Genomic DNA, 25,207 nt, shown 5'->3' with positions numbered 1-25,207 from the left:
GAAATAAACGAAGTTAGTATTTCATTTCGATTTATTTGAACCAAACGAAATAGTGGATTATACCTAATCTTCATGGAGGAAGATGAATGTCACCAATGAATTATTCTGTGCTGAACAGCACCACGGCAAAAAAACTACAAACACCGCTTAAAGCGAGTGTTTTTTTACTAACCACAGTTATTCTGGCTTCCTGTGGACTAGACAGTAGCTCAACCTCTTATTATACCTCTCCTTCTGAGGTTCCTAGTAGCCCAGGTACGCCTACGCCAACGCCTACACCAACGCCAACGCCTACGCCTACGCCTACACCAACGCCTACGCCAACGCCTACGCCAACGCCTACGCCAACGCCTACGCCTACACCAACGCCTACGCCAACGCCTACGCCTACGCCTACGCCTACACCAACGCCTACACCAACGCCAACGCCAACGCCTACGCCTACACCAACGCCAACGCCAACGCCAACGCCAACGCCTACGCCAACGCCTACGCCAACGCCAGTGCCAACGCCTACACCAACGCCTACACCAACGCCAACGCCAACGCCAGAGCCAACGCCTACACCAACGCCAACGCCTACACCAACGCCAACGCCAGAGCCAACGCCAGAGCCAACGCCAGAGCCGACACCTGAGCCTACACCAGTACCCGTTAACCCAGACGTAGCAGCTGATAGCGCAATGACGGGCTTCCAATCGACTGCATTAAGTAGTAAAGAACGCACCTTACCGTTTGGTGCAGGTCAGCTGGATAATGCAATTGGTTATGTCACCATTCGTAATGACAAATCGAACTGGTCAGGTAATCAAGGTGATTTAGTTAATAAAGATGGTACATTAATCCCAGAAGATACTCAGGATGGTGATAACTTTACCTCATTTGATAGCTTGTCAGTACGAGCAGATATGGTGAAGCCAGAATCTGTTCAAGAATCAATGGACATTTCTTTATCAACTCCTGAAAGCATCGTTGTTGAAGCAGGTAAAGGTGGCTTAAATCCAGACTTAAACTACAGTGCCGTTTATGAAACCTTTGATCAGCAAATGCAAGTGGGTCATGTCTACGGTCATATTAACTCAAGCTTTGTGGGAGACTTATCGAGAGTCGCCAACGTCTTTGTCCAAGGTCACTTAACGAATCAAGCTGACATCGACTACTTAAAGCAAGTTAACGATGGTAAAGCGAGCTATGCAGGTAATGCGACATACATTGAGAACATTCACTTAGGTGATACCGGAGCATTTGAGCCAGTTAATGGGTCATCAAGCTTTAATGTCGACTTTGTCAATAACTTAGTGAAAGGTGAGCTTGCCTTTGACGGTGACTTTAAATATATGCCAGCAGGTAATAAGATTGACATTGAAGCGACCATTGACGGTAATACCTTTGCAGGAAAGGCAAATGGGATTGATACCGCAGGTGGTTTCTATGGTGAAGATGCTAAGTTCTTAGGTGGTATTTATCAAGACGCTTCAGTGGAGGGCGGTAAAGGTACGACTCCAGGTACTGGAACCAAATTCCAAGGTACTTTTGGCGCAACTAAACAGTAAGTAGTAAGTTTAGCCTACATTAACTATTTGAAACAAAAAAAGTATCGTTAGATACTTTTTTTGTTTGTTTTTTTTAGGTCACTATTGTAATCTAACTAAAGTGCTTGTTTAAATTCAGTAAACATATGTACCTTATTATTAGCTACATTGTACTATATAAACAAGTGAGAATATCAATTATGGAAAACCTCATAATCTTCATGGAGGAAGACGAATGTCACCTATCAGTCATTCAATATCAAACAGCTCAGCTATTTCTACTGCAAAAAATCTATATACTTCAAAAAAGTTAAAAACACCTTTAAAAGCCAGTGTGGTTATTCTAACTACACTAATCTTAGCTTCTTGTGGTTCTGATGGTAGTTCTACTTCCTATTATACAGCGCCTTCAGATATTCCTTCTAATCCTGGAACCGGTAATGGAAACGGTGGCGAAACCGGTAATGGAAACGGTAGCGAAACCGGTAATGGAACCGGCGGTGAAGCAACTGATGCAGAGCTGCAGCAGGCTTTAAAAGATTTAGATGATGCAAGAGCAGAAGCCCAAAAAGCTCAACAGGAAGCTGCTGCCGCAAAAGCAGAAGCTGAAAAGTTAAAACAGGAGTTAGAAGAGGCACAAAATGCTGGTGGCAGTGGTAATTCAGAACAATTAGAGGCCATCGCGGAAGCTAAAGCAGCAGCAGCTGAAGAGGCTGCTAAGGCAGCGGTGGCTAAAGAAAAAGCGGCTCAAGAGGCTATTGCCGCAGCTGAAGCTAAACAAAAAGCTGCTCAGGATATTATAGATGCTGCACAAAATGCCAAAGATAATGCCCAGATTAAGAATGCCCCTGAATCAGCGAAGAGTGGTGTACAGACCTTAAACGTAGACGTTGTACCACTTGGTAAAGTCTTTAAAACAACCACACGCGACTTTGAAGCAGATAGCACTAGCGTTGTTGCCCGAGCTGATCTGGCTTCACAAGACCCAGCTACTCCTGATAAACCTGGACTATTAGGTCAAGTACCAGTGACTATTTCAGGCGATAATGATGCAGATATTGCTGGAACCAATGGCTTTAAGTCTCATGAAGACAGCGCCGTTGTTGGTGCGTTAGGTCAAGAGCTACCACTAACTTACACCTCAACGTATAAGGACTTTGGCGATGACATGCGCATTGGCCACATTGATGGTAAAGCGGTGTTTAGTGGTCTTGAATTGCCAGTAAATGGTGCAGCGGTTATTGGTAACGCGACCAAAGCTGAGAACATGCCAACCGAAGGTACAGTAGGTTATACTGGTGATGCCACCCATCGTAAGTTAGGTCTTGGTAACGCCATTGAATTTGGTTCATCTGTATTTACCGCAGACTTTGTGAAAAAAGCACTAGATGGCAAACTAAGCTTTGCCAAAGCGGGTGATATTAATCTTAAAGCGAACATCAGCGGCAATAAGTTTTCAGGTGGCGCAGCAGACAACGCAGGCTACGCAACTGAAGGTGGTTTCTACGGTGGTGACGCCCAGTACCTAGGTGGTGTGTATGAAGGTAATGGTGCTCAAGGTACTTATGGTGCGAAATCTGACAAGCAAACTGCAGCAGAGCAAGCAGCAGCAGATGCTCAAGCAGCAGCAGATGCGGTGCAAAAAGAAATTGAAGCTTTAAAAGTAGAAGCAGAAAAAGCTAAAGCTAATGCTGTACAAGCCAAAGCTGCTGCGGATAAGGCACAGGCTGAAGCCGATAAAGCTAAAGAAAAAGCTGAAAATGCAGGTGGTTCTGATGCTTTAAAAGATGCTCTAGCCGAAGCTGAAGCTGCTGATAAAGCTAGGCAAGCAGCTGAAGCAGCTAAAGCTGCTGCAGAATTAGCAGCATCTAAAGCTGAAGCAGCAAAAAAAGCGGCAGAGAATGCTCTAGCTGCAGAAAAATCTGCTGCAGAAAAAGCAGTAGGTGAAGCGAAAGCTGAAGCAGATAAGCGTGTAGAGGCAGCAGAAAAACAACTGGCTGATGCCAAAGCAGCAGCAGCCAAAGCTAAAGCAGACGCTGATAAAGCTAAAGCAGACGCTGACATTGCGGTTCAAGATGCTAAAGACCGTGCAGACAAAGCAGAAGCAGAAGCCGTTAAAGCTAAAGCTGACGCCGATGCCGCCAACAATCTAGCAGCATCAGAGAAAGCCAAAGCGGAAGCTGCTCAGAAAGAAGCAGAGACGGCTAAATCAGAGTTAGCGCAAGCTCAAAAAGATCTAGAGGCAGCAGAACAAGCCTTAGCTGATGCTCTAGCAAGTGGCGGCGGTAACACAGAAGCGCTCCAAGCAGAAGTGGATCGTAGACAAGCGGCACTTGATGCGGCCAATGACAAAGCTGCAGCAGCGCAGCAAGCTTCAGCAGCAGCAACCGCAGCCGCCGAGGCTCAAATAGCAGCGGCTAACCAAGCAGCAAAAGATGCCCAAGATGCATTAGCAGCGGCACAAATTAAGAATGCCCCTGAATCAGCGAAGAGTGGTGTACAGACCTTAAACGTAGACGTTGTACCACTTGGTAAAGTCTTTAAAACAACCACACGCGACTTTGACGCAGATGGCACTAGCGTTGTTGCCCGAGCTGATCTGGCCTCAGAATCAGCACCAGGCGCAGGTGATGGCTTATTAGGTCAGGTTCCAGTGACCATTTCAGGTGATAATGATGCAGATATTGCTGGAACCAATGGCTTTAAGTCTCATGAAGACAGCGCCGTTGTTGGTGCGTTAGGTCAAGAGCTACCACTAACTTACACCTCAACGTATAAGGACTTTGGCGATGACATGCGCATTGGCCACATTGATGGTAAAGCGGTGTTTAGTGGTCTTGAATTGCCAGTTAACGGTGCAGCGGTTATTGGTAACGCGACCAAAGCTGAGAACATGCCAACCGAAGGTACAGTAGGTTATACCGGTGATGCCACCCATCGTAAGTTAGGTCTTGGTAACGCCATTGAATTTGGTTCATCTGTATTTACCGCAGACTTTGTGAAAAAAGCACTAGATGGCAAACTAAGCTTTGCCAAAGCGGGTGATATTAATCTTAAAGCGAGCATCAGCGGCAATAAGTTTTCAGGTGGCGCAGCAGACAACGCAGGCTACGCAACTGAGGGTGGTTTCTACGGTGGTGACGCCCAGTACCTAGGTGGTGTGTATGAAGGTAATGGTGCTCAAGGTACTTATGGTGCGAAATCTGACAAGCAAACTGCAGCAGAACAAGCAGCCGTAGACGCACAAGCAGCAGCAGATGCAGCACAAAAAGCAATAGCAGCAGAGCAAGCAAAAGCGCAAGCAGCACAGGCAGCAGCAGAGAAAGCGAAAGCGGATGCAGCGAAAGCACAAGCAGCATTAGAGAAAGCTCAAGACGCCTTAGCAAATGCGGGTAGTGGTGGTGACGGCGGTTTAGCGGATGCCCTAGCACGCGTAGAAGCAGCCGAAGCGGCACAAGCTGCAGCCGAAGAGTTAGCAACCAAAGCACAAGCAGCACAAAAGGCAGCTGAAGAAGCGAAAGCTGCTGCAGAAAGTGCACAAGCAGCGGCTCAAGCCGCAGCCGATAAAGCAGTGGGTGAGGCTAAAGCAAAAGCTGAACAGTTAGTTGCTGAAGCTAAAGCAGAAGCAGAAGCTGCTAACGAAGCAGCTAAGATCGCGAAAGCAGATGCTGATGCAGCCAATGTTGCCGCTGAAAAAGCGAAGACAGATGCAGGTGTTTTAGTTGCTGAAGCGAACAAACAGAAAGAAAAAGCAGAAGCAGAAGCCGTTAAAGCTAAAGCTGACGCCGATGCCGCCAACAATCTAGCAGCATCAGAGAAAGCCAAAGCGGAAGCTGCTCAGAAAGAAGCAGAGACGGCTAAATCAGAGTTAGCACAAGCTCAAAAGGATTTAGAAGCAGCAGATCAAGCCTTAGCTGACGCTCTAGCAAGTGGCGGCGGTAACACAGAAGCGCTCCAAGCAGAAGTGGATCGTAGACAAGCAGCACTTGATGCGGCCAATGACAAAGCTGCAGCAGCGCAGCAAGCTTCAGCAGCAGCAATCGCAGCGGCACAGAAGCAAGTTGAAGATGCTCAAGCAGCACTACAAGCAGCAAACAATGCAGCAGCAGCGGCAGAGATTAAGAATGCCCCTGAATCAGCGAAGAGTGGTGTACAGACCTTAAACGTAGACGTTGTACCACTTGGTAAAGTCTTTAAAACAACCACACGTGACTTTGAAGCAGATAGCACTAGCGTTGTTGCCCGAGCTGATCTGGCTTCACAAGACCCAGCTACTCCTGATAAACCTGGACTATTAGGTCAAGTACCAGTGACTATTTCAGGTGGTAATGATGCAGATATTGCTGGTACAAATGGCTTTAAAGCGCACGAAGACAGCGCCGTTGTTGGTGCGTTAGGTCAAGAGCTACCACTAACTTACACCTCAACGTATAAGGACTTTGGCGATGACATGCGCATTGGCCACATTGATGGTAAAGCGGTGTTTAGTGGTCTTGAATTGCCAGTAAATGGTGCAGCGGTTATTGGTAACGCGACCAAAGCTGAGAACATGCCAACCGAAGGTACAGTAGGTTATACCGGTGATGCCACCCATCGTAAGTTAGGTCTTGGTAACGCCATTGAATTTGGTTCATCTGTATTTACCGCAGACTTTGTGAAAAAAGCACTAGATGGCAAACTAAGCTTTGCCAAAGCGGGTGATATTAATCTTAAAGCGAGCATCAGCGGCAATAAGTTTTCAGGTGGCGCAGCAGACAACGCAGGCTACGCAACTGAGGGTGGTTTCTACGGTGGTGACGCCCAGTACCTAGGTGGTGTGTATGAAGGTAATGGTGCTCAAGGTACTTATGGTGCGAAATCTGACAAGCAAACTGCAGCAGAACAAGCAGCCGTAGACGCACAAGCAGCAGCAGATGCAGCACAAAAAGCAATAGCAGCAGAGCAAGCAAAAGCGCAAGCAGCACAGGCAGCAGCAGAGAAAGCGAAAGCGGATGCAGCGAAAGCACAAGCAGCATTAGAGAAAGCTCAAGACGCCTTAGCAAATGCGGGTAGTGGTGGTGACGGCGGTTTAGCGGATGCCCTAGCACGCGTAGAAGCAGCCGAAGCGGCACAAGCTGCAGCCGAAGAGTTAGCAACCAAAGCACAAGCAGCACAAAAGGCAGCTGAAGAAGCGAAAGCTGCTGCAGAAAGTGCACAAGCAGCGGCTCAAGCCGCAGCCGATAAAGCAGTGGGTGAGGCTAAAGCAAAAGCTGAACAGTTAGTTGCTGAAGCTAAAGCAGAAGCAGAAGCTGCTAACGAAGCAGCTAAGATCGCGAAAGCAGATGCTGATGCAGCCAATGTTGCCGCTGAAAAAGCGAAGACAGATGCAGGTGTTTTAGTTGCTGAAGCGAACAAACAGAAAGAAAAAGCAGAAGCAGAAGCCGTTAAAGCTAAAGCTGACGCCGATGCCGCCAACAATCTAGCAGCATCAGAAAAAGCGAAAGCGGAAGCTGCTCAGAAAGAAGCAGAGACGGCTAAATCAGAGTTAGCACAAGCTCAAAAGGATTTAGAAGCAGCAGATCAAGCCTTAGCTGACGCTCTAGCAAGTGGCGGCGGTAACACAGAAGCGCTCCAAGCAGAAGTGGATCGTAGACAAGCAGCACTTGATGCGGCCAATGACAAAGCTGCAGCAGCGCAGCAAGCTTCAGCAGCAGCAATCGCAGCGGCACAGAAGCAAGTTGAAGATGCTCAAGCAGCACTACAAGCAGCGACTGATGCAGCCGAAGCGGCTAAGATTAAGAATGCCCCTGAATCAGCGAAGAGTGGTGTACAGACCTTAAACGTAGACGTTGTACCACTTGGTAAAGTCTTTAAAACAACCACACGTGACTTTGAAGCAGATAGCACTAGCGTTGTTGCCCGAGCTGATCTGGCTTCACAAGACCCAGCTACTCCTGATAAACCTGGACTATTAGGTCAAGTACCAGTGACTATTTCAGGTGGTAATGATGCAGATATTGCTGGTACAAATGGCTTTAAAGCGCACGAAGACAGCGCCGTTGTTGGTGCGTTAGGTCAAGAGCTACCACTAACTTACACCTCAACGTATAAGGACTTTGGCGATGACATGCGCATTGGCCACATTGATGGTAAAGCGGTGTTTAGTGGTCTTGAATTGCCAGTAAATGGTGCAGCGGTTATTGGTAACGCGACCAAAGCTGAGAACATGCCAACCGAAGGTACAGTAGGTTATACCGGTGATGCCACCCATCGTAAGTTAGGTCTTGGTAACGCCATTGAATTTGGTTCATCTGTATTTACCGCAGACTTTGTGAAAAAAGCACTAGATGGCAAACTAAGCTTTGCCAAAGCGGGTGATATTAATCTTAAAGCGAGCATCAGCGGCAATAAGTTTTCAGGTGGCGCAGCAGACAACGCAGGCTACGCAACTGAAGGTGGTTTCTACGGTGGTGACGCCCAGTACCTAGGTGGTGTGTATGAAGGTAATGGTGCTCAAGGTACTTATGGTGCGAAATCTGACAAGCAAACTGCAGCAGAACAAGCAGCCGTAGAGGCACAAGCAGCAGCAGATGCAGCACAAAAAGCAATAGCAGCAGAGCAAGCAAAAGCGCAAGCAGCACAGGCAGCAGCAGAGAAAGCGAAAGCGGATGCAGCGAAAGCACAAGCAGCATTAGAGAAAGCTCAAGACGCCTTAGCAAATGCGGGTAGTGGTGGTGACGGCGGTTTAGCGGATGCCCTAGCACGCGTAGAAGCAGCCGAAGCGGCACAAGCTGCAGCCGAAGAGTTAGCAACCAAAGCACAAGCAGCACAAAAGGCAGCTGAAGAAGCGAAAGCTGCTGCAGAAAGTGCACAAGCAGCGGCTCAAGCCGCAGCCGATAAAGCAGTGGGTGAGGCTAAAGCAAAAGCTGAACAGTTAGTTGCTGAAGCTAAAGCAGAAGCAGAAGCTGCTAACGAAGCAGCTAAGATCGCGAAAGCAGATGCTGATGCAGCCAATGTTGCCGCTGAAAAAGCGAAGACAGATGCAGGTGTTTTAGTTGCTGAAGCGAACAAACAGAAAGAAAAAGCAGAAGCAGAAGCCGTTAAAGCTAAAGCTGACGCCGATGCCGCCAACAATCTAGCAGCATCAGAAAAAGCGAAAGCGGAAGCTGCTCAGAAAGAAGCAGAGACGGCTAAATCAGAGTTAGCACAAGCTCAAAAGGATTTAGAAGCAGCAGATCAAGCCTTAGCTGACGCTCTAGCAAGTGGCGGCGGTAACACAGAAGCGCTCCAAGCAGAAGTGGATCGTAGACAAGCAGCACTTGATGCGGCCAATGACAAAGCTGCAGCAGCGCAGCAAGCTTCAGCAGCAGCAATCGCAGCGGCACAGAAGCAAGTTGAAGATGCTCAAGCAGCACTACAAGCAGCAAACAATGCAGCAGCAGCGGCAGAGATTAAGAATGCCCCTGAATCAGCGAAGAGTGGTGTACAGACCTTAAACGTAGACGTTGTACCACTTGGTAAAGTCTTTAAAACAACCACACGCGACTTTGAAGCAGATAGCACTAGCGTTGTTGCCCGAGCTGATCTGGCTTCACAAGACCCAGCTACTCCTGATAAACCTGGACTATTAGGTCAAGTACCAGTGACTATTTCAGGTGGTAATGATGCAGATATTGCTGGTACAAATGGCTTTAAAGCGCACGAAGACAGCGCCGTTGTTGGTGCGTTAGGTCAAGAGCTACCACTAACTTACACCTCAACGTATAAGGACTTTGGCGATGACATGCGCATTGGCCACATTGATGGTAAAGCGGTGTTTAGTGGTCTTGAATTGCCAGTAAATGGTGCAGCGGTTATTGGTAACGCGACCAAAGCTGAGAACATGCCAACCGAAGGTACAGTAGGTTATACCGGTGATGCCACCCATCGTAAGTTAGGTCTTGGTAACGCCATTGAATTTGGTTCATCTGTATTTACCGCAGACTTTGTGAAAAAAGCACTAGATGGCAAACTAAGCTTTGCCAAAGCGGGTGATATTAATCTTAAAGCGAGCATCAGCGGCAATAAGTTTTCAGGTGGCGCAGCAGACAACGCAGGCTACGCAACTGAGGGTGGTTTCTACGGTGGTGACGCCCAGTACCTAGGTGGTGTGTATGAAGGTAATGGTGCTCAAGGTACTTATGGTGCGAAATCTGACAAGCAAACTGCAGCAGAACAAGCAGCCGTAGACGCACAAGCAGCAGCAGATGCAGCACAAAAAGCAATAGCAGCAGAGCAAGCAAAAGCGCAAGCAGCACAGGCAGCAGCAGAGAAAGCGAAAGCGGATGCAGCGAAAGCACAAGCAGCATTAGAGAAAGCTCAAGACGCCTTAGCAAATGCGGGTAGTGGCGGTGACGGCGGTTTAGCGGATGCCCTAGCACGCGTAGAAGCAGCCGAAGCGGCACAAGCTGCAGCCGAAGAGTTAGCAACCAAAGCACAAGCAGCACAAAAGGCAGCTGAAGAAGCGAAAGCTGCTGCAGAAAGTGCACAAGCAGCGGCTCAAGCCGCAGCCGATAAAGCAGTGGGTGAGGCTAAAGCAAAAGCTGAACAGTTAGTTGCTGAAGCTAAAGCAGAAGCAGAAGCTGCTAACGAAGCAGCTAAGATCGCGAAAGCAGATGCTGATGCAGCCAATGTTGCCGCTGAAAAAGCGAAGACAGATGCAGGTGTTTTAGTTGCTGAAGCGAACAAACAGAAAGAAAAAGCAGAAGCAGAAGCCGTTAAAGCGAAAGCTGACGCCGATGCCGCCAATGAATTAGCAGCATCAGAAAAAGCGAAAGCGGAAGCTGCTCAGAAAGAAGCAGAGACGGCTAAATCAGAGTTAGCGCAAGCTCAAAAAGATCTAGAAGCAGCAGAGCAAGCCTTAGCTGATGCCCTAGCAAGTGGCGGCGGCAACACAGAAGCGTTACAAGCAGAAGTAGATCGTAGACAAGCGGCTCTAGAAGCAGCCAATGGCAAAGCCGCAGCAGCGCAGCAAGCTTCAGCAGCAGCAATCGCAGCGGCACAGAAGCAAGTTGAAGATGCTCAAGCAGCACTACAAGCAGCGACTGATGCAGCCGAAGCGGCTAAGATTAAGAATGCCCCTGAATCAGCGAAGAGTGGTGTACAGACCTTAAACGTAGACGTTGTACCACTTGGTAAAGTCTTTAAAACAACCACACGCGACTTTGAAGCAGATAGCACTAGCGTTGTTGCCCGAGCTGATCTGGCTTCACAAGACCCAGCTACTCCTGATAAACCTGGACTATTAGGTCAAGTACCAGTGACTATTTCAGGCGATAATGATGCAGATATTGCTGGTACAAATGGCTTTAAAGCGCACGAAGACAGTGCCGTTGTTGGTGCGTTAGGTCAAGAGCTACCACTAACTTACACCTCAACGTATAAGGACTTTGGCGATGACATGCGCATTGGCCACATTGATGGTAAAGCGGTGTTTAGTGGTCTTGAATTGCCAGTAAATGGTGCAGCGGTTATTGGTAACGCGACCAAAGCTGAGAATATGCCGACAGAGGGCACAGCAGGTTATACCGGAGATGCGACCTATCGTCAGATGGGTATTGGTAACGACATTGAATTTGGTTCATCTGTATTTACCGCAGACTTTGTTAATAAGAGTCTAGAGGGTAACTTAAGCTTTGCTAATGCAGGAGACATTGCTCTAAAAGCAGGTATTGACGGTAACCAATTCTCAGGTGCAGCAGCAGATAATGCAGGCTACGCAACTGAGGGTGGTTTCTATGGTGGTGATGCCCAGTACCTAGGTGGTGTGTATGAAGGTAATGGTGCTCAAGGTACTTATGGTGCGAAATCTGACAAGCAAACTGCAGCAGAGCAAGCAGCAGCAGACGCTCAAGCCGCAGCAGATGCCGCGCAAAAAGCAATAGCAGCAGAGCAAGCTAAGGCAGACGCGGCGCAAAAAGCAGCGGCTGATGCAAAAGCGGCTGCAGAGAAAGCGCAAGCAGCGTTAGAAAAAGCTCAAGAAGCACTAGCCAATGCTGGTACTGGCGGTGATGGCGGTCTAGCGGCTGCATTAGAAGAATTACGCTTAGCAGAGGAGGCTAGAGCAGCAGCTGAACAGGTCGCTATTGCTGCACAAGCAGCTGAGCAAGCTGCTAAAGAAGCTGAAGCAACCGCTAAAGCAGCACAAAAGTCAGCAGAAGATGCTTTAGTAGCGGCACAGAAAGCAGCAGAGAAGGCTATTGGAGAAGCCAAAGCGGAAGCAGACCGATTGGTTGCTGAAGCCAATACAGCAGCAGATGCAGCTAAAGCGGAAGCAGAAAAAGCTAAAGCAGCTGCTGAGCAAGCAGCAAAAGATACTGAAGCGGCTAATAAAGAGAAGCAAGACGCCCTGACTGCTCAAGCGGAAGCAGAGGCGGCGGCGGCAGAAGCTCAAGCAAGAGCTGATGCAGCTGAAGAGTTAGCCAATCAGTTTGATGAGCCAGACTCTGCAATTTCAGGTGTACAGCATACACAATATAACGATAAGCAGCATCTTGTTGATAGTTATACAACAGGTTATGACAAGTTAGTATTACGTACTCATGAACTGAATGAGAATATCATTGCTTCTCCAATTGTGGTTGATTTAAAAGGTGCAAATGATACCAGTTTAGATAATGGATTTAAGTCACATACTGGATCAGTTGCTGTACTAGGTAAAAATGCACTTGGAACGCCAGTTCAAAGTACTTATAACTACACTTCTGTTTACAATAACTTTGATGATCAGATGCAGATCGGTCATGTGTCAGGTCAGGTCAGAAGAACTTATGATAGGGGTGAGCTTGCTAACGTGTATGTTAAAGGCAATGCAACTAACTTAGGTGATTTGCAAAAACTGGCAGATGGTAAAGAAACCACAGACGGTAAAGCCGAATATACTGGTGTAGCGACTTACAAAGAAGGTGATAATCTTGATGTCAATGGCAAGTCGAAGTTTGATGTTGATTTTGTTAAGAAGTCAGTTGATGGTACATTAACCTTCAATGCTGGTAAAAACGTTACTATTGCTGCGGATATTGACGGTAATAATTTCACAGGTAATGTTAACGGTATCAATACGTCTGGCGGATTCTTTGGTAAAGGTGCTGACTATCTAGGCGGTATTTACGAAGGTAATGGTGCTGAAGGTACTTATGGTGCTGAAAGAGTCAAACCAGTGACAGAGCCAGTTGATCCAAATGCACCTGTTAACCCAGACGTTGCCCCTGATACTGAAATGACTGGTTTCCAATCAACTGCATTAAGTAGTGTCGCTAAAAATATTGCTATTGCTAATGTTGTTTTAGACGATGCAATTGGCTATGTGGCTATCCGTGACGACAAATCAAACTGGTCAGGCAACCAAGCTGATTTGGTTAATAAAGATGGCTCATTAGTTCCTGTAGATACAAAAGATGGTGATAATTTTACTGCCTTTGATAAGTTGTCAGTACGTGCTGATATGGTGAAGCCAGAGTCAGTCCAAAAGCCATTGGAGGTGTCATTAGGTAAATCTGGTAGTACTGGTAGTATCAAAGTAGAAGCGGGTAAAGGCTCACTAAACCCTAACTTCAACTATAAATCAGTATATGAAAGTTTTGATACACAAATGCAAGTGGGTCATGTATATGGTGTTATCAACTCAGGCTTTGTCGGTGATTTATCACGTGTTGCTAACGTCTATGCTCAAGGTCATTTAACTAACCAAGCAGACATTGATTACTTAAAGCAAGTTAATGAGGGTAAAGCACAATACGCCGGTAACGCGACATATATTGAGAACATTCATTTAGGCGATGGCAATACAGGTTTTGAACCAGTAAACGGTACTTCAAACTTCAATGTTGACTTTGTCAATAAATCTGTGAAAGGTGAGCTTGCCTTTGACGGTAAATTCAAATATATGCCAGAAGGTAATAAGATTGGTATTGAAGCGGCCATCAACGGCAATACTTTTGCAGGAAACGTAAACGGTATCGATACTGCTGGTGGCTTCTACGGTGATGATGCACAGTTCCTAGGGGGTATTTACCAAGATGCTTCTGTAACAGGTGGTAAAGGTACTACTCCAGGCACAGGCACTAAGTTCCAAGGTACTTTTGGTGCTGAAAAGCAACCAGTAAAATAAAAGTTATAGTAAGGTGATTTAAAAAAAGCGTCCTAATAGGGGCGCTTTTTTTGGGTTAATTAAAAAGAGCAGCTACGTTTATTAATTTCACTGATAAGTCTGTTTAATAAGTTGACTTTATTGTCAATATCGATAATATAAGTATTTGTTGTCACTTATTAAGTTATAGTAACAAAATTGGAATGTATTTTTATCTTCATGGAGGAAGTCGAATGTCACTTCACTGTCATTCAAATTTGGTTGTGTCTTCAGCTAAAAAATTGAATACCCCTTTAAAACCAAGCGTTGTCTTATTAACCTCTTTTATTTTCGCTTCAGTATCAGCCTATGCAGGCACAAGTACTAAGCAAAACACACCTACCAATCCTGATGTTGCTGCTCAATCTAATTTAACAGGAGTCCAGAGCAACGCCATTGGCAAGTCTGGTCTAGGTACCAGTATTCGCTACACTGAAATTTTAGAAAATAATTCTAATAGCTATAATCAAATAGCCGTTCGAGCCGATAAAGTTGCTTCAAAAATGGCCAAGCAGGGTCCTATTGATATTCAACTAACGGGTGCAAATGACAGTGACTTGGAGAATGGCTTTAAGCAGCATTCTGGATTCACTGAAGTAGTAGGGCAAGACTCAGCAGGTATCGCTCCACGAAAGCGCCGTATGGATTACACCACCACCTACAAGAACTTCGATGATCAAATGCAAATTGGTCATGTTCATGGTGACCTAAAAGCTCCGCTAATAAACGTCGATGAATATCGTTTATCGAATGTCTACGTACAAGGGAATGCCACAGATGAGGCAGATATTGAGTTCTTACAAGGCTGGGCAAAGCATCATCAAGATACCAATCTAAGTGAAGGACTGGTTCAGTACACAGGTGATGCGACCTATATGGAGAATTTACATCTTAAGGATGGTCAGCAAAGTAGCCCTGTTGTGAATGGTACCTCTGAATTTAACGTTGATTTTGTCAAAGCTTTGCTTGAAGGGACGCTTAGTTTCCAAGATGGTGACTACAAGTATATGCCTGAAGGAAACAAAATCGGTATTAAAGCGGGTATAACCGGCAATACTTTTAAAGGTAATAGCAATGGTATTGATACTGCGGGTGGCTTCTTTGGAGAGGATGGACGTCTGTTAGGCGGTATTTATCAGCAAGCGTTAACACCTGGAGGAGAGGGTAGTGCACCAGGTGAGGGAACCACGTTCCAAGGCACCTTTGGCGCAAGTAAAACTACTAAGACGCTCGACCCTGTAGCCAATCCTGATGTTGCAGTTGATTCGAATGTTACTGGCTTTCACAGCAGTGCATTAAGTAATGATAACTTAATCGGCCCAAGCATACACTACGGTGCTATTCGTGATAATAAGACAGGCAGCTATGATCAGTTGTCTATTCGAGCTAATGAAACTGATTCACGAGAATACTATGCAGCAGTGGGTGTGAACTTAACGGGTAGTGAAGACGCCAGCTATGGCAACGGCTTTAAGCAGCATACAGATGAGACATTGATTGAGCTCGGACCAATTTTAAGAAGAGATTTTGAATATCAGTCTATCTATAAAGATTTCGATGGCGAAATGCAAATTGGTCATGTCCTAGGGGATCCTAAAGTTCGCTGGACAATCATCACTCCAGGTCGCTTGTCTAACGTCCATGTTCAAGGTAATGCTACCAACCTTACGGACATGCAGTACATGAAAGATTTGGCTCAATATAAGGTAGACAGTGAGCTTAATGACGGTAAGGTTGAGTATAAGGGTGTTGCCACTTATATGGAGAACCTGCACTTAAAAGATGAGAAGCGTGCTGGACCTGTAGTTGATGGTACCTCTACATTTGATGTTGATTTTATCAATGCCAATCTTGAAGGGGAGCTAGCGTTTAATGCTGGTGCCTATAAGTATATGCCAGAAGGCAATAAGATCAAGATTAAAGCGGATATTACTGGTAATACCTTTGCTGGTAATCTAAATAATATTGATACTGCAGGCGGTTTTTATGGTGAGGATGCTAAGCTTTTGGGCGGAGTTTATCAACAAGCTCTAACCACAGGTGGAGTCGCTAAGAAAAAGGGTGAGGGGACTACATTCCAAGGGACGTTTGGCGCCAGTAAAGTAGAGACTAGGGGCTCGAATGCACCAAGTGAGCCAGAGCTGCCTACGGTTGAGTCGGATATGACGGGCTTCCAGTCTACGACGCTAAGTAGCAAGGAAAAAACACTACCGTTTGGCCTAGGTAAACTCGATAATGCTGTGGGTTATGTGGCTATTCGTGATGATCAGTCTGACTTTACCACTACAGTAGATAAAGATGGTAGTTTAGTACCAGTAGATAATCGTAAAGGCGACAATTTCAAGAGTTTTGATAAAGGCGTGGTACGTGCTGATATGGTGAAGCCTGACTCGGTGCTTAAGCCTATTGACGTATCACTAAAGCAATCAGGTAGTGTGAAGGTTGATGCTGGAAAAGGTAGTTTTAACCCTACATTTAATTATAAATCTGTTTACGAAAACTTTGACAGTCAAATGCAAGTAGGTCACGTTTACGGTAACTTTGACTCTGCTGCAGGAGAGGTATCTCGAGCTACTAACGTCTATGTCCAGGGGTACTTAACTGCTACAGAGGCAATGGATAGGTTGAAAGATATCAATGAAGGTAAGGCTCAGTATACAGGAGTAGCGACCTATATCGAAAATATCCATTTAGGAGATAATGCAAATACAGCTCCTGTGGAAGGCACATCAGCCTTCGATGTTGACTTTGTGAATAACTCAGTGAAAGGTGAGCTTGCCTTTGACGGTAACTTCAAATATATGCCAGAAGGTAATAAGATTGGCATTGAAGCGACCATCGATGGTAATACCTTTGCAGGTAATGTTAATGGTATCGATACTGCTGGTGGCTTCTACGGTGAAGATGCTAAATTCTTAGGTGGTATCTATCAAGATGCGGCAATCGAAGGTGGTAAAGGCGACTTACCTGGTACAGGAACTCGTTTCCAAGGTACATTCGGAGCTGAAAAACAGTAAAGTAAGCAGACTTTTGTTATCTTTATAAAATTCAAGCAAGCTCAATTAACTATTTTAAACACTATAGTAAGAAAAAGCGCCTAATTAGGCGCTTTTTTTTCTCGCAAAATTATCATTATTATCTTATAGTTAAGTTAGTAAAATACTTTGGTAAATATTGAAATCTCTTTAATGTCAAATGAGTGACTACTGTTTATATCTCAATTATTTACTGTCGTATGACTCAGCATACCTCGATAGGAACACAGGTATACTAAAGCGGACTTGGCTTTAATTATAGAAAATAGACTGAATATTGGATTTTAGTAACACTGTTAGGGATAACTATGACACATTCGCACCTCTTAAGAACCCTCACCACTTCTACCTTATTGCTCAGCGCAGTTTATAGTCCTCTGGTCTATGCGGCTGACGATATTCCTCCTGGATTTATCGAGGAGACTAGAGACAATAATGACCAGGCAGATGAATTAATTAAACGTGAGCGCCAAGATATTACCTTAGGCACGAACGTACCAACAGCAACCGTATCTAAGCAAGAAGCACAAAAAGCACTAGATGAGCGCAAAAAAGTTCAATCTATACAAGGCTATGATTTAGAGGCTTTAAAAGCGGACCATGTAACTTTTACAAAGTTTTTAAATGCCGCATTGGCAGCGCAGGATATGGCCACTGTTAAAGAGCTGCTCCCATATTATAGGGCATTAGAAGTTAATGATCCCATGCTAATTAAGTTCGCTGATGCCTTGGTATATCGTAGTGAAGGACAAAACAAAAAAGCTATTGCGATATATAAAGACATGTTGGCAGACAACCCTGACTTTCATCCAGTGCGTCTTAATATGGCCCAAGCGTTGTATGCTGATAAGCAGTATACCGCTGCTGCAGACCAGTTGCAGAAGCTGCGTGGCGCGGATATTCCACCACCGGTAATGGCCAATGTTGATCGCTTAATTGAGCGCATCAAAGAGCAGGAGCAGTGGCGCTTTAGTGCTTCTGCCAGCTATGTTTATGATAAGAACTTAAATGGGGTACCTGAAAGGCAAATTGTAGATGCTCAATTAGGTGCCACAAGTAAGCCTGAATCCGGCAAAGGTTTGCAGGTATCAGGAAGTGCGAGTAAACGTATTAACCTAGACAAAAACTTTTATGCTGAAGTGGGTGGTAATGCCTCACTAAGAGGCTATTGGGATAATAGTGAGTATAATGATTATCTGGTCACAGCCTCGACAGCCTTGGGTTACGATGATGCCAAAAATGATGTGTCTATTAGTCCTTTTGTGACCAAGCGCTTTTATGGGGAAGAGCCGTATAGCTGGCGAAAGGGGGTGACGCTTAGTGGCTCACGTTGGGTACAGCCAAAGCTCAAGCTGACGGCAACAGGTATGTACTCTAATGAAACCATAGATGATGATGACAAAGATCTGCGTGAAGCAGATGGCCTGTTTTTAGGGGTCAATGGTCTATATATTAAAGATGCCAACGAGTATTTTTATGGTGGTTTGGGTAGCTATAAAAACGATGTCGATAAGACCAGCTTCTTAAGTTATGATAGAAATTCAGTAAACGTGGGCTGGGGGCGTGAATGGAACCAAGGTATCTCTACTTTAGCCTCAGCAAGCTATGCTATTAAAGACTATGATAAGCCTTCAGATGATATCGCAGATTTCTTTTACCGAACTTATCGCGTAGAGGGCAATGATACCCATCGCAAAGACAAAACCAGCTCCTTAGGGTTGCAAGTTTGGAAGCGTGATTTGACGGTACTAGGCTTAACCCCACGCTTGGTATTTGATTATGAGAAGACCTCAAGTAACTTCAAATACTATGATGACCGTGATGACAAAACAGCCACCATTTTATTTACTAAGACTTTCTAGCGGGCAGGTAAAATACATTTATCTCTAGACAAAAAAGACCTCGCATCATGCGAGGTCTTTGGTGTTGATGAAGTGTGGTTTGAAGTGAGGCTATGGTTATAGATTGGTTTCCATCTCTTCAAATTTGGCTTGAATTTTGGCACTTGGTGCAGCAGTGGCTAAGCTGACGACCACAATAGCAATAGAGCTTAAAATAAAGCCTGGGATAATGGCATATAACCAGTCATTTAAAGCGACGCCATCAGAAGTTTGTATGCCTGCATAGACCCAAATAATCACGGTTAGGGCACCGACAATCATACCTGCCAGCGCACCATTACGGTTCATACGTTTCCACATTAAGCTAATAATAACCAACGGACCAAAGGCAGCACCAAAGCCTGCCCATGCGTTAGACACAAGCGATAATACTGAGCTGTCAGGGTCGGAAGCTAAGAAAATAGATACCAAAGCTACCACGACAACAGAGATACGACCTACCAATACTTGACGTGCTTCTGGGGCCTGTCTATCAAAGAATAATTTATATACATCACGGGTTAGAGAGCTTGACACTACCAGTAACTGTGAGGATATGGTACTCATAATGGCGGCTAAAATCGCTGCTAACAAGAAGCCTGAGACTAAAGGATGGAATAAGAAGTTAGTGAATACTAAGAAGATGGTCTCTGGATCATCTAAGGTCATGGCAGTTTTTTGGACATAAGCACGGCCAGCAAAGCCTGTCATTAATGCCCCGATTAAGCTGACAATCATCCAGCTCATACCAATTCTACGGGCAGTTGGCACGTCTTTTACTGAACGAATCGCCATGAAGCGTACGATAATGTGTGGCTGACCAAAATAGCCTAAACCCCATGCCATCAATGACAAAATGCCTAAAAAGCTCATGCCGCTAAAGATGTTAAGCATTTGGGGGTCAATATTGCGAATGGCTGTGGTTGTGGCACCCACACCGCCTAAATCTGTAAAGGCCACGACAGGTACAATAATCATCGCCAATAGCATAATGACGCCTTGCACAAAATCCGTGGTCGAAACTGCTAAGAAGCCACCGAATAAGGTATAGGCCACAACCACACCTGCCGTTACCCACAGGCCTGTGCTATAAGACATGCCTAGGGCGCTGTCGAATAATTTACCACCGCCGGCTAAGCTGGCTGCAGTATACACGGTAAAGAATAAAATAATAACGATGGCTGAGATGACACGAAGCAGGTGAGACTTGTCTTCAAAACGGTTGGCGAAATAATCGGGCAGGGTGATGGCGTTGTCAGCGACCTCTGTATAGACACGCAGTCTTGGGGCCACTAAGAGATAGTTCGCAAAGGCGCCGAGGGTTAAGCCTAAAGCAATCCAGATACTAACCACACCTGAGCTGTACATGTAGCCGGGTAGGCCTAATAATAGCCAACCTGACATATCTGAGGCGCCTGCAGATAAGGCGGCAACCCCTGGGCTTAAGTTACGACCGCCCAGCATATAGCCTTCTGAGTCGTTTTCGGCCTTAAAATAGGCCCAAATACCGATGGCAATCATCAGTAAAAAGTAGAGGGCGAGCGAGATGAGCACGCCAGGTTCAATTCCATTCATAACAAAATCCTTATGTAATATGTTTTTTAAGCACAAAAAAACCATTATGGTATTGGTATCATAATGGTTTTTTTATAAAAACTAAAAGAGTATCAACAAAAGTTAAGGTAATAAGGTAAAAGTTTTTTTATTTAAACTTTATGCCCTGAAAACTGCTGTGCAAAAACCAATAATAATCTATTAATGGATAAACAGCTCAGTATTCACAACGCATAGGTTACGCTCCATTAACTTTTGGCAATATAAGTGCATTATAAAGTAAAAAAAAGGCGATTACGAACGTAATTCACAAAAACAATTAACATAAGGTTGACTGCCACCGCCAGCGACTGATTACAGTCGCTGGCAGAAAGCACATAGGAGGCTAAAAGTGGCACGCTAACTGATTAGCTCAATAAAGCGGCAAATAAATTAAAGCGGCAAATGAATTAAGAAGGGGGCTTATTGGCTACTTATTAGTTACTTATGAGCTAATAGGTGCCAGCATTTGCATTAACGCATCAACACTGGCTGAGCGGGTTAAGCTTGGGTTGATGACCACCCCAAGATGCCGCTGTAATTCTAAATCCTTTGCCATATCAACGTAGGCCAACTCGTGGTTGATCAAGGTTTGCGGTAATACTGACCAACCTAGACCGACCGATACCAGCATACGAATAGACTCTAGAGGGTTGGTAGTCATGGTGGCATACGGTTTTAGGTTTTGTTTGGCAAACTCTGCCAAAGTAATCTGACTGGTGAACGTATTGGCTGCCGGCAAGATGGCTGAGTAGTGTGCCAGTTGCTCTAAGGTGACATTGGATTTTTGTGCTAAAGGCGACAAGGTTCCCGTCACAAAAAACAGGGGGTCTGACCAAAGTGTATGATAAGTCAGGCGTTTGTCATACACAGGGGGCAGGGTCAAAAAGGCCAATGACAGCTCACCATCCAACACCGCTTTGTGTGCCGCTTCTGAGTCCACAAAGTGCACCTCTAGCTGCACAGACGGATAGGTCTGGATAAACTGTTTTAGTACTGGAGATAGGTGATGAAGACCAATATGGTGACTGGTACCAATGACCAGTTTTCCCGAAATGGTTTGCTGAGAGTTTTGGATATTGATCTTGAAGTTATCGTAATCATCCAGCCAGCGCTTGGCGTGCGGCAGTAGCTCATTAGCAGCAGCGGTGGGCACGATACCACGACCTAAGGTATCAAATAAGGTAACCTTAAACTCATCTTCAAGGTTTTTTATGCGCTTACTGACAGCAGGTTGGGTGATAAAAAGTTTTTCAGCCGCGCCCGAAATACTGCCCGTTTGCATTACAGTGATAAAGGTGGTCAAATTTGTGGTATTCATGGTCAGCCTAAAACTATCAAAAGGGTTAAAAGTTTAAGTATAATATAAAGTTTGCTTTATGATAAAAATCATCAATTATTATTATATAACTAAGCTGTTATAATCTCAATAGATAAGGCAGGTTATGTTGCACTCATTTAGCGCTTATAAAGCCAATGTTATTATTATATATAATATTGAGAGGCTAAATCTGATTAAATGACCTTGAGGGGCCAATTGCGCCACAAGTTAAGCGGCTATCAACGGTGCAATGTTCTTGCGCTTTATACCTTTTTTATTAATGATTTTTTTATTTAGAGCTTAATTTTATAAGCCAGCAAGGATACTTTCCATGTCAGCAATAACGATAACGACTGCAAAAACACTTTATGACAAACTTTGGGATGCGCACTTGGTCAGTCAACGTGATGACGGTTCAAGTCTAATTTATATTGACCGCCACTTGTTGCATGAAGTGACTAGCCCGCAAGCTTTTGAAGGTTTAGCGCTGGCCAATCGTGAACCTTGGCGTCTATCAGCCAATATTGCGACGCCTGATCATAACGTACCTACAGTGCGCAAAGAGCGTCTTGAAGGCGTCAGTGGTATTAAAGATGAAGTGTCTCGCTTGCAGGTCAAAACGTTGGATGACAACTGCGTTAAGTTTAATATTGCAGAGTTTACCATCAACGATGTGCGTCAAGGTATCGTACACGTAGTAGGCCCAGAGCAAGGCTTGGTATTGCCAGGCATGACCGTGGTATGTGGTGATTCACATACGGCAACGCATGGCGCTTTAGGCTGTTTGGCTCATGGTATTGGTACCTCTGAAGTCGAACACGTGTTGGCCACTCAGTGCTTGGTTCAGAAAAAATCTAAAAATATGTTGATCCGTGTCAATGGTGAGCTAGGCGCTGGCGTGACTGCCAAAGATGTGGTGTTGGCCATTATTGCTAAGATTGGTACGGCAGGCGGTACCGGTTATGCCATTGAGTTTGCTGGTGAGGTATTTGAAAACATGAGCATGGAAGGCCGTATGACTGTGTGTAACATGGCCATAGAAGCTGGTGCTCGTGTGGGCATGGTTGGTGTGGATGAGACCACCATCGAATATGTCAAAGGCCGTCCTTTTGCACCAACAGGTGAGCAGTGGGATCAAGCGGTTGAGTACTGGAATACCTTGCACTCAGATGAGGGCGCACATTTTGATGCGATTGTTGAGCTAGATGCCAGTGACATTGCCCCGCAAGTGTCTTGGGGCACGTCACCTGAGATGGTGGTGGATGTGACTCAATATGTTCCAACGTTAGCTCAGGCAAAAGATGAGGTGCAGGCTGAGGCATGGGAGCGTGCTTATCAATATATGGGTCTTGAGCAAGGCCAGCCGATTACCGATATCAAGCTTGATCGTATTTTTATTGGCTCGTGTACCAACTCTCGTATTGAAGACTTGCGCTCAGCGGCATCGGTGATTAAAGGCCGTAAAGTGGCAGCCAACGTTAAAGAAGCCATCGTGGTTGCCGGCTCGGGCCAGGTAAAACAGCAAGCGGAGCAAGAGGGATTAGATAAGTTGTTTATTGAGGCAGGATTTGAATGGCGTGAGCCTGGCTGCTCAATGTGTTTGGCCATGAATGCTGATAAGCTTGAGCCACAAGAACACTGCGCCTCAACCTCAAACCGTAACTTTGAGGGTCGTCAGGGCAATGGTGGTCGCACCCACTTAGTTAGCCCAGCAATGGCGGCGGCGGCGGCCTTAGCCGGTCATTTTGTGGATGTGCGAAGCTTTTAATCAGTGATTAAGGCCATACTCCGTTTTATCAGATACCCTATGTTAAGGAACCTCTAATGCAAGCTTATAATACCCAAACTGGCATCGTATGCCCCCTTGATCGCTCGAATGTGGATACCGATCAGATTATCCCAAAGCAGTTTTTAAAATCTATCAAACGCACAGGTTTTGGCGTCAATTTATTTGATGATTGGCGCTATCTGGATGAAGGCTTCCCAGGCCAAGACAACTCTAAGCGTCCGATTAATCCTGATTTTGTGCTTAATAAACCGCGCTATCAAGGTGCAACTATTTTGCTGGCCCGTGATAACTTCGGCTGTGGCTCAAGCCGTGAACATGCACCTTGGGCTTTATCAGAGTATGGCTTTCGCACCGTAATTGCCCCAAGCTTTGCCGATATCTTCTATAACAACTGCTTTAAAAATGGTATGTTGCCCATTGTATTGACCGAAGCGCAAGTTGACGACTTGTTCGAGCAATGCCTTGCCAACGAAGGCTATGAGTTAACCGCTGACCTTGAGCGTCAAGTGGTCGTCACCCCTGACGGCACAGAGTATCCGTTTGAGGTTGATGAGTTTCGTAAGCACTGTTTGTTAAATGGTCTCGATGATATCGGTCTTACTTTACAGCAAAGCGAGGCGATCAAAGCTTATGAGGCCAAAATGCAGCAAAATACGCCTTGGATTTTTAAAGAAGTACGCGCCTAATCAATAGGCCTTATCCGCGACTTCATTTGATGGCGTAATCGATAGCTCATTACAATTTATTTGATAAAAACTTAGGAATAACAACTATGGCAACCGTTTTAACCCTAGCTGGCGATGGCATTGGCCCTGAAATTATGACTCAGGCTGTGGCTGTATTAGAAGCTGTAAATGACAAGTTTGACTTAGGTTTAAGCTTGGAGACGGCAGATATCGGCGGTATCGCTATCGATAATGCTGGCGTGCCACTGCCTGATGAAACTTTGGCGAAAGCCCGTGCGGCAGATGCGGTATTATTAGGTGCTGTGGGTGGGCCTAAATGGGATGGGATTGAGCGCAGTATTCGTCCTGAGCGTGGTCTATTAAAAATTCGCAGTGAGCTAGGTTTGTTTGCCAACTTACGGGTGGCCAAGCTGTACCCTCAGCTGGCTAATGCCTCAAGCTTAAAGCCGGAAATCATCTCAGGTCTAGACTTGCTTATCGTGCGTGAGCTGACGGGTGGTATTTATTTTGGGGAGCCACGCGGTATTCGCACCTTAGACAATGGCGAACAGCAAGGTTACAACACCATGGTGTATAAGACCTCTGAGATTGAGCGTATTGGTAAAGTGGCCTTTGATTTGGCGCAAGTGCGTGCTAAAGCCAATGGCACACCCGCCAAAGTATGTTCAGTGGACAAAGCCAATGTGTTAGAGGTCACGGAGCTTTGGAAGCAGACCATGATTAAGCTGCAACAGGCTGACTATAGCGACGTGGACTTAAGCCATATGTATGCCGATAATGCCTGTATGCAATTGGTAAAAAATCCCAAGCAGTTTGATGTGATGGTGACGGGTAATATGTTTGGCGATATCTTATCGGATGAGGCCGCCATGTTGACTGGCTCTATCGGTATGTTGCCATCAGCGAGCTTAGATGAGCATGGTAAAGGCATGTATGAGCCTTGCCACGGCAGTGCACCAGACATTGCTGGTCAAGACAAAGCCAACCCCTTAGCCACCATCTTATCGGTTGCTATGATGCTGCGTTACACCTTTAAGCATGAAGCTTCTGCTGCGGCAATTGAGCAAGCTGTAAGCGATGTGCTAGATGATGGCTTGCGTACGGGTGATATTATGGATGCTGATGAAACAGGCTTAACCTTGGTAGGCTGTAAACAAATGGGTGAGGCAGTATTGGCCAAGCTAAGCTAAGCCAAAATCAGATAAGCTAAGTTAAATAACAGTTAG

General features: G+C 45.5%; 9 protein-coding genes. 7 read left to right on the top strand and 2 right to left on the bottom strand.

What is annotated here, in order from left to right; all coding sequences use genetic code 11:
• The first annotated feature begins 86 nt into the window (after positions 1-86).
• From DLE54_RS09175 to DLE54_RS09160, 4 genes are all read left to right on the top strand, one after another.
• Positions 87-1,553 (top strand): transferrin-binding protein-like solute binding protein, encoded by a 1,467-nt coding sequence (locus tag DLE54_RS09175; protein WP_110816947.1) that lies wholly within the window; start codon positions 87-89, stop codon positions 1,551-1,553.
• A 214-nt stretch (positions 1,554-1,767) separates the two neighbouring features.
• A complete protein-coding gene (locus tag DLE54_RS09170) occupies positions 1,768-13,659 on the top strand; it encodes a transferrin-binding protein-like solute binding protein (protein WP_110816946.1) in 11,892 nt (3,963 codons plus the stop codon).
• Positions 13,660-13,871: 212 nt separating this feature from the next.
• The gene (locus DLE54_RS09165) at positions 13,872-16,694 is read left to right on the top strand and encodes a transferrin-binding protein-like solute binding protein (protein WP_110816945.1); all 2,823 of its coding nucleotides are present in this window, start codon (positions 13,872-13,874) and stop codon (positions 16,692-16,694) included.
• 326 nt (positions 16,695-17,020) lie between these two features.
• A complete protein-coding gene (locus tag DLE54_RS09160) occupies positions 17,021-18,574 on the top strand; it encodes a surface lipoprotein assembly modifier (protein ID WP_110816944.1) in 1,554 nt (517 codons plus the stop codon).
• Positions 18,575-18,670: 96 nt separating this feature from the next.
• Here the strand turns inward: DLE54_RS09160 and putP are convergent, their stop codons facing one another.
• Together putP and DLE54_RS09150 are read right to left on the bottom strand one after the other, a co-directional pair.
• A complete protein-coding gene (putP, locus tag DLE54_RS09155) occupies positions 18,671-20,167 on the bottom strand; it encodes a sodium/proline symporter PutP (protein WP_110816943.1) in 1,497 nt (498 codons plus the stop codon).
• 463 nt (positions 20,168-20,630) lie between these two features.
• Positions 20,631-21,506, bottom strand: coding sequence for a LysR family transcriptional regulator (locus DLE54_RS09150; protein ID WP_011961154.1), 876 nt, complete (start codon positions 21,504-21,506; stop codon positions 20,631-20,633).
• A gap of 331 nt (positions 21,507-21,837) precedes the next feature.
• Here DLE54_RS09150 and leuC point away from each other — a divergent pair, with 331 nt between their 5' ends.
• From leuC to leuB, 3 genes are all read left to right on the top strand, one after another.
• The gene (gene leuC, locus DLE54_RS09145; protein ID WP_011961153.1) at positions 21,838-23,274 is read left to right on the top strand and encodes a 3-isopropylmalate dehydratase large subunit; all 1,437 of its coding nucleotides are present in this window, start codon (positions 21,838-21,840) and stop codon (positions 23,272-23,274) included.
• Between the two features lie 56 nt (positions 23,275-23,330).
• On the top strand, positions 23,331-23,981 hold the full coding sequence (gene leuD, locus DLE54_RS09140; RefSeq protein ID WP_011961152.1) for a 3-isopropylmalate dehydratase small subunit: 651 nt from the start codon (positions 23,331-23,333) through the stop codon (positions 23,979-23,981).
• A gap of 86 nt (positions 23,982-24,067) precedes the next feature.
• Positions 24,068-25,171, top strand: coding sequence for a 3-isopropylmalate dehydrogenase (leuB, locus tag DLE54_RS09135; protein ID WP_011961151.1), 1,104 nt, complete (start codon positions 24,068-24,070; stop codon positions 25,169-25,171).
• Positions 25,172-25,207: the final 36 nt, after the last annotated feature.

The organism is Psychrobacter sp. YP14 (genome assembly GCF_003209315.1).
Lineage (GTDB): Bacteria > Pseudomonadota > Gammaproteobacteria > Pseudomonadales > Moraxellaceae > Psychrobacter > Psychrobacter raelei.
This window is presented reverse-complemented; position numbering and strand designations above follow the sequence as displayed.